Origin of the sequence: Ursidibacter arcticus (assembly GCF_009761375.1) — a bacterium.
Taxonomy (GTDB): Bacteria; Pseudomonadota; Gammaproteobacteria; order Enterobacterales; family Pasteurellaceae; genus Ursidibacter; species Ursidibacter arcticus.
The window spans coordinates 1-12,294 of record NZ_LEKM01000144.1 but is presented as its reverse complement, the minus strand read 5'-3'; the positions used below and the strand labels follow the sequence as shown (position 1 = coordinate 12,294).

Genomic DNA, 12,294 nt, shown 5'->3' with positions numbered 1-12,294 from the left:
GTAGGGGCGCCACGCTGGCGTCCGAATGAAAAAAGACTTTGTCAATAATCTGGGTGGGCTTTCGCCCACCTATAATCGCTTTGACCAAGAAGTACTTTCAAGCTACCTAAATAAAACTGGCTGTATATTTTGCAATAACTAGCTCTTCGTTTGTTGGGATCACATAGGCAGAATGCTGGGATTGATCCGAAGTAATTTTGCCATTCTGTCCGAAACGGGCAGCTAAGTTACGCTCTTGATCGAGTTCAAAGCCTAGAATGGTTAATTTCTCAAGTACTAAACGGCGAACTAATTCCGAGTTTTCACCAATTCCGCCAGTAAATACGATGGCATCAAGTTTGTTATCTAATAGTACCGCATAAGAACCAATATATTTTACAAGGCGGTGAATATACACATCTAATGCAATTTGGCAGTATTTGTCTTTGGCGTAATTCTCTGTAATGTAACGGAAATCGCTACTACTTCCGTTGGTTAAGCCGAGTAAGCCAGATTGTTTGTTGATAAGATCGCTAGTTTGTTGTGTAGAAAGATTGAGCTTTTGTTTTAGGTAAATCAATAATGCAGGATCGACATCTCCACTGCGTGTTCCCATTACTAGCCCTTCACAAGGTGTAAATCCCATTGAAGTATCAATGCTCTGTCCATTTTTTATTGCGGTAATGGATGCTCCATTTCCTAAATGACAGCTGATCATATTCAAATCTTCTAGGGGCTTTCCTAGGTACTCGGCGGTTTTATAAGCAATATAATAGTGGCTAATACCGTGGAATCCGTAGCGTCGAATACCGTATTTTTCATAGTAGGAAATCGGTAACGCATATAAATAAGCCTGTGGCGGTAAGGTTGCGTGAAAACCTGTATCAAATACGGCAACATTTTTCTCTTTTAGATGAGGGAAAGCGACTTGTGCTGCTTTTACTCCCGTTACATTTGCTGGATTGTGTAATGGGGCAAGTTCAGCTAAGGCTGCTAAATCATCAAGTACTGATGGGGTAAGAATAGTCGGTTGAGAGTATTTTTCGCCACCGTGTGTAACTCGGTGTCCGATGGCTTTAATTCGTTGTTTAAGCTCAGGATAATGAATGAGAATTTGTTCAGTAATAAATTGAAGGGCGTCAGTATGGTTGGCTTTTTCGGGTAAAGTGGCTTGGTGTTTTTCGCCTTTATATTTCCAACTGATTTTTGCTTCTGGTAAGAGCAAACATTCGGCTAATCCTGATAATAAACTTTCTTCATTCACAGGGTTGATAATCGAGAATTTAAGGGAAGAGCTTCCGCAATTAATCACAAGAATGTAAGGTTGTTCAGACATAATCATAACTCCATAACTTAAAATAAGTGACCAATACTGCTATATCATTTACCCTAAATTCTCTAGGGTCAAGCAAATTTGCAATAAAATCAAAAATAATTGATTTGATAGGGTACGATTTTGCAAAATTCTTGTAAAATCACACCGCTTAATTTTTATAGATAACATTACAATGTCAAATTTGCCTGAAACAGAACAACCAGAAAAACCTAAACGCAAAGCATACTTTATTCCAACGCTTTTTAAGCTCTCCGTACTTGGGGCTTGTTGTGTGGGGATTTATGGTATTTATTTAGACAGTAAAATCCGTTCTAAAATGGAAGGGCAGATTTGGCAACTACCTGCTGAAGTTTATTCTCGGATTGAAAGTATTAAACTATCTGATAACTTAGATTTAGAACAGACCAAACTACTTTTACTTCACAATGGTTATCGTGAAGTCTCTAATATTGTTACGCCTGGTGATTTTAAAATTGATGGCAACACCTTAGTATTACTTCGCCGAGCATTTCCATTTCCTGAAACACCAGAGGCTCAACGTGTACTCCGTATGCGTTTTATTGAGAATAAACTGGTGGCGATTGAAGATCTTATTCAACGCAAACAAGTCGATGAGTTTCGTCTCGACCCTAAATTGATCGCAATGTTACATTCTGACAATGATGAAGAGCGTCAGGCTTTGCATTTGCATAACTATCCTAGTTTACTGATAGATACGTTAATTTTGACTGAAGATAAGCGTTTTTATGAGCATAATGGTATTAGCCCTTTAAGTATTATGCGAGCGTTGGTAACAAACTATCAAGCAGGAAAAACGGTACAAGGGGCAAGTACACTCACTCAACAGTTAGTTAAAAATCTCTTTTTGACTAGCGAGAAATCATTAGAACGTAAAATTAACGAAGCATTGATGTCTGTTATTTTGGATGCTCGTTATGATAAAAACCGTATTCTTGAGACCTATCTAAATGAAATCTATTTAGGGCAAAATGGCAGTTATCAAATTCACGGTTTTGCTCTTGCTAGCCAGTTCTATTTTGGGCGACCTATTCAGGAAATTAGCTTATCACAAATGGCATTATTGGTTGGTATGGCGAAAGGGGCTTCTCTCTATAATCCTTGGCGAAACCCACAACTTGCTTTAGAACGTCGTAATGTGGTGTTGAAAATTCTGCTAGAGCATCAAAAAATCACACAATCCGAATATGATTTTCTTGTACAACAGCCATTAGGTGTTAAAGAAAAAGGCAGTGTTTACCGCCAGCAGCCTGCATTTATGCAAACATTAACCACTGAGCTGAAAACGGAATTTGGTGAAAATAATATGACGTTACTTTCAGGGGCGAGAATTTTTACCACTTTGGATCACAAACAACAAAGTGCAGCGGAGCAAGCTGTTATTAACGGTTTAGAAAGCCTTGAAGAACAAAATAAGAAGATCAAAGACTTAGAATCAGCGATTGTTGTTGCGGAATATAAAACAGGAAAAGTGCGTGCGGTGGTGGGCGGTCGTCTAACGCAATTTGCAGGCTTTAACCGTGCAATTCAAACGAAAAGACAGATCGGTTCATTAGTTAAGCCTTCAATTTATGCGATTGGTTTAGCTCAACCGAATTTATTCCGTTTGAATACACCAATCAATAACCAACCAATTACGATTACGATCAAAGGCAGTCCGCCTTGGTCGCCACGCAACTATGATCGCCGTTTCAGTGGCTCGGTAATGTTAATGGACGCACTTGTTCGCTCTTTAAACATTCCAACGGTCAATATTGGAATGAAGGTGGGCTTGAAAAAAGTCATTGCTAAACAAAAAGAAATGGGCTGGGATAGTGCAGAAATTCCACCTTATCCAGCAACATTATTAGGCTCGTATTCAATCTCGCCTTATGATGTAACTAAATCTTATCAAGTATTGGCAAATTCAGGGCTAAAAACACCGCTTACGACCATTGAAGCGATTATTTCTCATACTGGTGAGGTGATTCAACAGCGAGATATTGACAAAGTTAGTACACAAGTATTACCACCAGAAGCGGCGATACAAACCCTATACGCAATGCAACAAGTGGTAGAACGTGGAACAGCTCGTAGCTTACAAAATGATTTTGCTCAACTCCGTTTAGCAGGCAAAACAGGGACAACTAATAATGCTCGTGATACTTGGTTTGTCGGCATTGATGGTGAAAATGTAACAACCATTTGGTTAGGTAAAGATAACAACAGCGATACTCACTTAACAGGTTCAAGTGGCGCATTGCAAGTTTATAAGGAGTATTTAAAACGTACCACACCATTGCCTTTCGTTTTACCAAAAAGCCCAAATTTACAGTGGGTTGGGATTAATAGCTACGGCTCTTGGGATTGTTCAAGCCCACGTCAAATTCCAGTTTGGAAAGATAAAGGTCAGCGTTATTGCACCAGTGGCGGAACAGTGGTGGAGGCTAAACCAAGTGTATGGGACGCTCTATCGCTAAGCAAAGATACACCGCAAACTCAGCCAACTAAGGCAGATGAAATGGAAGGTCAAGCTCCGATTGAAGAAGTCGCACCAAGGGAATAGTGAAGTGTCCCTCACAGATTATTCTCAAATTGGCTGTGTAGATACTTTTTAGCTGATTTTTTTGCAGTAATATCAAATTTTAACTTGGTAACATCAATGCCGATGAAATAGAATGGGTTGTCCATAATGCTCCTAATCTTGTGAATGCAGACTATGCAAAGTGTGTCTATGATACTATTCGGGGTGTTTGGACAATAAAAAATAAAGAAAAATAACGACTTGTGCTTTCTTATTTTTAACCAATCTACTAGAATGAACACATTCCCATCAGCCTAAATAAGAATAATGAAACTGAATATCCCAACCTATTTAACAATTTTCCGAGTTATACTCATTCCACTTTTTATTATTTCTTTTTATCTTCCTATTTCTTATTCGGCAGAAATAACGACCTTTATTTTTTTTATTGCGTGCGTAACAGATTGGTTTGATGGCTATTTAGCTCGTAAGTGGAATCAAACAACACGTTTAGGGGCATTTTTAGATCCTGTGGCGGATAAAGTATTGGTGGCCGCAGCTTTAGTTTGTGTTGTTGAACATTACCATACTTGGTGGATTACTATTCCTGCCATAGTGATGATTTCTCGTGAGATTATTATTTCTGCATTGCGTGAATGGATGGCTGAAATCGGTGAGCGAGCCAGTGTAGCGGTTTCTATTTGGGGTAAGGTTAAAACAACGGCACAAATGTTTGCACTAGGCGGTTTATTATGGCGTCAGAGTTTTACAATGGAAGTCCTTGCGTTTATCCTACTTTATATTGCAGCAGCGCTTACTATTTGGTCGATGCTACAATATTTGAAAGCCTCTAAAGGTAGTTTATTGAAATCATAGAAATGGTTGCTAACAAGCGGTTCGATTTTCACTAATTTTTGCAAATGACCACATTTGATTCAAAACAGTTTTTAGCCAACGTTCCCCATCAGCCTGGGGTTTATCGTATGTATGACGATAAAGGAACGATTATTTACGTTGGCAAAGCCAAAGATCTAAAAAAACGTTTATCCAGTTATTTCCGAACTCAACTCTCTAGCCGAAAGACTGAATCGCTAGTTTCAAATATCGCCCATATTGAAACAACCCTAACCCATTCTGAAACAGAAGCACTTTTACTTGAACATAATTATATTAAAGAAAATCAGCCTAAATATAACGTCTTACTACGGGACGATAAATCTTACCCTTACATCTTGCTGACTAAACATCAACACCCTCGCATAGCCAGCTTTCGTGGTAGCAAAAAAATTGCAGGGGAATATTTTGGACCTTATCCAAATGCAGGGGCTGTGCGAGAAACGCTAAATTTACTGCAAAAGCTATTTCCTATTCGCCAGTGCGAAGATTCCTACTATAAGAATCGTTCTCGCCCTTGTTTACAATACCAAATCGGACGTTGCCTTGCCCCTTGTGTCGAAGGCATTTATTCCCAAGAAGAGTATGATCAACAAGTTCAATTTGTACGCTTATTCTTGCACGGAAAAGATCAACAAGTGGTCGAACACTTGATTGCCAAAATGGAAAAAGCAGCAGAAGAGCTTGATTTTGAAATGGCTGCTCGTTTTCGAGATCAAATTCAACAAGTGCGTTCTGTAACTGAAAAGCAATTTGTTAGCAATGAACGCCTAGATGATCTTGATATTATCGCTATTGCATATCAGCACGGTATCGCTTGCGTACATATTTTGTTTGTTCGCCAAGGAAAAGTACTGGGTAATCGTAGCTATTTTCCTAAAGTGCCAAATCATACTGAGATTGCTGAATTAAGTGATACATTTATCGGGCAATTTTACTTGCAGATGAATCAGCATCGGACAATTCCGCATCAGATTATTATTGATCAGCCTGTGACTGAATCGGTGGCATTACAGACACTATTAAGTGAACAAGCAGGGCATAAAGTGACTATTCAAGATAAAGTTAGGGGAGAAAAAAGTCGCTATCTTGCTCTAGCAAAAACGAATGCAATGGCAGCTTTAACCTTACAACTTAAACAAGATTCACGCATTCAAGCTCGCTACCAAGCGTTACAAACCCTATTACAGCTACCTGAAATCAAACGAATGGAATGCTTTGATATTAGTCACACAATGGGCAATCAAACGGTCGCATCTTGTGTGGTTTTTGATGAAAACGGACCATTAAAATCCGATTATCGCCGTTTTAACATTGAAGGCATTACCGCTGGTGATGATTATGCAGCAATGGAGCAAGCCTTATTAAAACGTTATGATAAACCTCTTTCCCCTGAAAAAATTCCTGACATTATTTTTATTGATGGCGGCAAAGGACAACTTAATCGAGCCTTACAAACTTTTGCTGGGCTTAATGTTGAATGGGATAAAAATAAGCCTTTATTGATTGGTGTTTCTAAAGGCGTTGAACGTAAAGCAGGCTTAGAGACTTTGCTTATTAACCATTGGGATAAAGAAATACATCTTCCCCCAGATAGCCTCGCATTACATTTAATTCAGCATATTCGTGATGAATCCCACAACCACGCCATTACAGGGCATCGTAAAAAACGCCAAAAAGCCTTTACCGAAAGCGGATTAGAATCTATCGCAGGTGTAGGTGCAAAACGCCGTCAATCTTTACTCAAATATCTAGGTGGAATGCAAGGCGTGAAAGCCGCTACTCTTGAAGAAATTCAATCCGTCCCAGGTATTTCAAACGCCCTTGCTGAAGTTATTTTTGATACATTGCAGAATGGATAGAAAACAAACACAGATATTTAAACGCTAGCGATGAGAATGCTTTAATGGTGTATCTTCCCTTTCCATTTCCTACGCTTTCTCGTATAATCAAACACTATTTTTATTAAAAAAGCTAATAATTACAAGTCAATGCAATTAATTCGTGGTGTTCATAATCTTGGCTATTATCCAGTGTTGCAACGTGGGTGTGTGCTGACGATTGGTAATTTTGATGGTGTACATTTAGGGCATCAGAAAATCCTTCATCGTCTTTTGGATAAAGCTCATTTATTAAATTTGCCTTCCGTCGTAATGATTTTTGAACCACAGCCTCGAGAATTTTTTGCAAAAAAACAACAAAATCTAACCGCTCCCGCACGTTTAATGCGATTACGCGATAAAATTAGTGCACTAGAGCCATTAGGAATTGATTACCTTTTATGTGTGAAATTTGATAAACATTTCGCACAGCAAGAACCTTTAGCATTTATTCAAGATTTATTGATTGATAAATTACAGGTGAAATACCTCAGTGTTGGTGATGATTTCCGTTTTGGTCAAAAGCGAACGGGAGATTTTACAATGCTACAAAGTGCAGGCAAAAAATATGGTTTTGAAGTAGAAGATCATCATAGTTATTGCTTGGGGAAAGAGCGTATTAGTAGCTCATTAGTGCGTAATGCTTTGGAACAAGACGACTTATCGCTTGCTCAGGAATTATTAGGTAAGCCCTATACTATTCGTGGGCGAGTGGCTCACGGTAATAAGTTAGGAAGAACGATTGGTTTTCCTACCGCAAATATTATGCTAAACCGCCTTGTTACCCCTATTCAAGGGGTCTATGCAGTAGAAATCGAAACACCTAGCGGCTGTTTTAATGGTATTGCAAATGTGGGAAATCGTCCGACTATCAATGGAACTAAACCTTTATTAGAAGTTCATCTTTTTGATTTTAGTGAGCAGATTTACGGGCAGGCAATAGAAGTCCGTTTCTTGAAGAAAATTCGTTCAGAGATTAAATTTGCAAATTTTGAAGCATTAAAACAGCAAATTGAACAAGATGTGGTAGCAGTGAAAGAATTTTTTACAAGCGGTAAGATTTGCGAGATTTTTTGCAAAAAATAGGCAAGAACATACCGCTTATCCTATTTATATTTTGATTGATTGGAAAATAATATGACAGACTACAAAAACACTTTAAACCTGCCTGAAACAGGTTTCCCAATGCGTGGGGATCTGGCAAAACGTGAGCCAGATATGTTGAAAAATTGGTATGAGAAAAATCTTTACCAAAAAATTCGTGAAGCATCAAAAGGCAAGAAAACCTTTATTTTGCACGATGGACCTCCGTATGCAAATGGAACGCTTCACTTAGGACACGCAGTGAATAAAATTCTCAAAGATATGATTATGAAGTCCAAAACGGCATTGGGTTATGATACTCCTTATGTACCGGGTTGGGACTGCCACGGTTTACCGATTGAATTGAAAGTAGAAGGTATTGTGGGTAAACCGAATGAGAAAATTTCTGCAGCCGAATTCCGTCAAGCCTGTCGTGATTATGCAAAAGAGCAAGTAGAAGGTCAGAAAGCAGACTTTATCCGTATGGGGGTATTTGGTGATTGGGATAACCCTTATCTCACAATGAATTTTAATACCGAAGCAAACATTATTCGTACCTTAGGCCGAGTGATTGCTAACGGCCATCTTTATAAAGGTTCTAAGCCTGTTCATTGGTGTTTAGATTGCGGTTCTTCTTTAGCCGAAGCTGAAGTAGAGTATGAAGATAAAGTCTCTCCTTCTATTTATGTACGTTTCCCTGCTACAAATAGTGCTGAAGTAGAAACTAAATTCAATGCTCAAGGGAAAGGAAACGGACAGATTTCTGCGGTAATTTGGACAACAACCCCTTGGACATTACCGTCTAACCGAGCAATTTCGTTAAACCCTGAATTAGATTACCAGTTACTTCAATTTGGTGATGAGCGTGTAATTTTAGCCTCTGCATTAGTCGAAAGCGTGCAAAAAGCAGCAGGTGTTGAACGAGTTGAAGTGTTAGGTTCTGCAAAAGGATCTGATTTAGAACTGCTTCGCTTTAATCATCCATTCTATGATTTTAGCGTACCATTCATTTTAGGCGATCACGTTACCACAGATGGTGGAACAGGTTTAGTTCATACAGCACCAGACCACGGTCAAGATGACTTTATCGTCTCGAAAAAATATGGTTTAGAGATGGCTGGTTTAGTGGCGAATGACGGTAAATTTATTTCAAGTACGCCATTCTTCGCAGGCAAAGGCGTATTTGAAGCAAATGATCTTGTATTAGAAAAATTAAAAGAAACAGGCTCATTACTTAAATTAGAACGTATTAAACATAGTTACCCACATTGTTGGCGTCATAAAACCCCGATTATCTTCCGAGCAACGCCACAATGGTTTATTGGAATGGAAACACAAGGGCTACGCCAACAAGCATTAGGTGAAATTAAACAAGTACGTTGGATCCCAAGTTGGGGTGAAGCTCGTATTGACAATATGGTGGCAAATCGCCCTGACTGGTGTATCTCACGTCAGCGTACCTGGGGTGTACCGATGACGATGTTTGTCCACAATGAGACGGAAGAACTGCACCCACGCACTTTAGAATTATTAGAAGAAGTCGCAAAACGTGTTGAACAATCAGGTATTCAGGCTTGGTGGGATCTTGATCCTGCGGAGCTATTGGGTGAAGATGCGAAAACCTATCGTAAAGTACCAGATACATTAGATGTATGGTTCGATTCGGGATCAACTTACGCATCGGTTGTTGAACAACGCCCAGAATTCAACGGTAAATCTGCTGATATGTATTTGGAAGGCTCAGACCAACATCGTGGTTGGTTTATGTCTTCTTTAATGCTCTCTACCGCAACAAATGGCAAAGCACCTTATCGCCAAGTATTAACGCACGGTTTTACCGTAGATGAGAAAGGCCGCAAAATGTCTAAATCGCTAGGAAATGTGATTGTTCCAAGTGAAGTATGGAACAAAAATGGAGCAGATATTTTACGTTTGTGGGTGGCATCAACAGACTATACAGGCGAAATTGCTGTTTCACACAAAATCTTAAATAGTGCGGGTGATACTTATCGCCGTATTCGTAATACTGCTCGTTTCTTATTAGCTAACTTGAATGGTTTTGATCCACAACGTGATCTTGTTCAGCCTGAAGAGATGATTTCATTAGATCGTTGGGCGGTAAGCTGTGCATTAGAAGCACAGAAAGAAATTAAAGATGCTTACGATAATTATCAATTCCATACGGTAGTACAACGCTTAATGCGTTTCTGCTCGATTGAAATGGGCTCGTTCTATTTAGATATTATCAAAGATCGTCAATACACAACGAAAGCAGACAGCCTTGCTCGCCGTAGTTGCCAAACTGCGTTATGGCATATTTCAGAAGCCTTAGTTCGTTGGATTGCTCCTATTCTATCATTCACCGCTGATGAAATTTGGGGGTATTTACCAAAAGTAGAAGGGCGTTCAGAGTTTGTCTTTACTGAAGAATTTTATGAAGGTTTATTCGGCTTAGGTGAAAATGAACAGCTTGATGATGCTTACTGGCAACAGTTACTCAAAGTGCGTGCCGAAGTAAACCGAGTACTAGAGCAGGCTCGTAACGATAAACTGATCGGTGCAGGTTTAGAAGCGAAAGTAACCGTTTATGCTAACGATCAAATCCGTCCATTATTAGAACAGCTTGGCAATGAGTTACGTTTTGTGTTGATTACATCACAAGCAGTGGTCAAGCCATTAGCAGAAGCGGATATTGCAGAAGGTGAATTAGCGGGGCTTGCGGTGAAAGTTGAACGTGCGGACGGTGAAAAATGTCCACGTTGCTGGCATTATTCAACAGATATTGGTGCAAATGCAGAGCACCAACATATCTGCGGACGCTGTGTTGAAAATGTGGTAGGTGCAGGCGAAAAACGCCAATTCGCTTAAAACGTAAAATATATGTAGGGTGGGCTTTAGCCCACCATTGACTACTTAAACTCTAATTTTTGTTATTGAGCTTATCTTCAAGACCTTTTCAATAGAAACTATAATACAAATAAGCGGTCTATTTTAGTAAATTTTTTACCAAATCTTACCGCTTAGGCTTTATGGAGCAATTCAATGCTGAGTTTAAACAAACTAACTCGTGCAAGAAACTATTTGGATAAATTGCAATATCTACCGCAATCAGCTAATCAAATTCATTTTCTGCGTAATAGTGCCGAATTTAAACAACAAATTCTAGCCTTAATTGCACAAGCAAAATCTCGAATTTATATTACAGCACTTTATTTTGAGAAAGATGAAGCAGGACAAGAAATTCTTGATGCTCTTTATCAAGCAAAGTTAGCTCGTCCTGAATTAGACATTAAAATTTTAGTCGATTGGCATCGAGCACAACGTGGACGTATTGGTGAAGATGCTCAAAGTTCAAATGCAGATTGGTACGCTAAAATTCGTCAGCAATATAACTTAGCTACCGAGAATGATATTGCCTTTTATGGAGTCCCTATCAATGGACGTGAAGTTTTTGGGGTATTACATTTAAAAGGTTTTGTATTTGATAATACCTTGTTATATAGCGGTGCAAGTATTAATAATGTCTATTTACATCAATTTGAACGCTATCGCTACGATCGCTATCATCAAATTAAAAATCAAGCCTTAGCAGACAGCTTTGTGAAGTTGATTGATGAACATATTTTGCCTAATGTTGCTGTTAATCGTTTAGATCAAGCACGTCCTAAAACTGCAGAAATTCGACCACAAATTAAAGCGTTTCGTAAGTATTTAAGCCAACAGCAGTATCATTTCAGCGGAGAGAAAAAGCGTGATGATGCCTTGATGCTTTCTGTATTATTGGGGCTTGGGCGAAAAAATAATTTGAATAAAACCATTGAAGCTCTGTTTTATCAAGTTGAACAGAAATTAACTATTTGTACTCCTTATTTTAATTTCCCACGTTCTCTCCAACAGCGAATTAAATGGCTATTGAGTAAAGGGAAAAGTGTTGAAATCATTGTAGGAGATAAAACTGCAAATGATTTCTATACACCGCCAGAAGAGAAATTTTCTATGGCATCGGCATTGCCATATTTGTATGAAAAGAATTTGAGAGCATTCACAAGACGTTTTGATACTTATATCCAAAATGGTCAGCTAAATGTTCGTTTATGGAAACACGATGCAAATACTTACCACTTAAAAGGTGTTTGGAGCGACAACCGCTACATTTTATTAACGGGTAATAATCTGAACCCAAGAGCTTGGGGATTAGATGCAGAAAATGCGGTATTGATTTCTGATCCTAAAGCTGAATTAGCGGAACAATCTACACAAGAACTTGAACAAATTCGCACTCACACAACATTACTAAGTCATTATAGTGATTTAGAAATCCAGCGAGATTACCCTGAAAAAGTGCGTAAATTATTAAAGAAATTCGGTAGAGTAAAATTAGATAAAATAGTCAAAATGCTGTTATAACAGTAACGCCGCTTTCTTTTCCAATCTTATATAGTGCCACATTAGTGGCATTATATTTTCTATTACACTAGATTTTCGGAATTTGCTTTTTACTTTGGTCACACAGCGTGTTTCCTCGACATCCATTTCGTTAATATATTTTGTTAATATGAATTTAAAAATCAAAAATATATGAGACCGCTGACAAACCCTAA

General features: G+C 38.6%; 7 protein-coding genes. 6 read left to right on the top strand and 1 reads right to left on the bottom strand.

Going from position 1 to position 12,294, the window contains the following annotated elements:
• Positions 1–106: 106 nt before the first annotated feature.
• The gene (locus A1D25_RS06540; protein ID WP_157394891.1) at positions 107–1,315 is read right to left on the bottom strand and encodes an acetate kinase; all 1,209 of its coding nucleotides are present in this window, start codon (positions 1,313–1,315) and stop codon (positions 107–109) included.
• Between the two features lie 172 nt (positions 1,316–1,487).
• On the opposite strand from A1D25_RS06540, the gene mrcB reads away from it, so the two are divergent.
• The 6 genes from mrcB (at position 1,488) to pssA (ending at position 12,100) form a co-directional block, all read left to right on the top strand.
• Positions 1,488–3,878, top strand: coding sequence for a penicillin-binding protein 1B (mrcB, locus tag A1D25_RS06535; protein ID WP_157394890.1), 2,391 nt, complete (start codon positions 1,488–1,490; stop codon positions 3,876–3,878).
• Between the two features lie 285 nt (positions 3,879–4,163).
• Positions 4,164–4,712 (top strand): CDP-diacylglycerol--glycerol-3-phosphate 3-phosphatidyltransferase, encoded by a 549-nt coding sequence (pgsA, locus tag A1D25_RS06530; RefSeq protein WP_157394889.1) that lies wholly within the window; start codon positions 4,164–4,166, stop codon positions 4,710–4,712.
• Between the two features lie 44 nt (positions 4,713–4,756).
• The gene (uvrC, locus tag A1D25_RS06525; protein ID WP_157394888.1) at positions 4,757–6,592 is read left to right on the top strand and encodes an excinuclease ABC subunit UvrC; all 1,836 of its coding nucleotides are present in this window, start codon (positions 4,757–4,759) and stop codon (positions 6,590–6,592) included.
• A gap of 129 nt (positions 6,593–6,721) precedes the next feature.
• Positions 6,722–7,696 (top strand): bifunctional riboflavin kinase/FAD synthetase, encoded by a 975-nt coding sequence (ribF, locus tag A1D25_RS06520; RefSeq protein WP_157394887.1) that lies wholly within the window; start codon positions 6,722–6,724, stop codon positions 7,694–7,696.
• Positions 7,697–7,747: 51 nt separating this feature from the next.
• Entirely contained in the window at positions 7,748–10,561 is a 2,814-nt protein-coding gene (gene ileS, locus A1D25_RS06515) for an isoleucine--tRNA ligase (RefSeq protein WP_157394886.1), read from the top strand.
• Between the two features lie 174 nt (positions 10,562–10,735).
• A complete protein-coding gene (gene pssA, locus A1D25_RS06510) occupies positions 10,736–12,100 on the top strand; it encodes a CDP-diacylglycerol--serine O-phosphatidyltransferase (RefSeq protein ID WP_157394885.1) in 1,365 nt (454 codons plus the stop codon).
• The last annotated feature ends 194 nt before the right edge of the window (positions 12,101–12,294 follow it).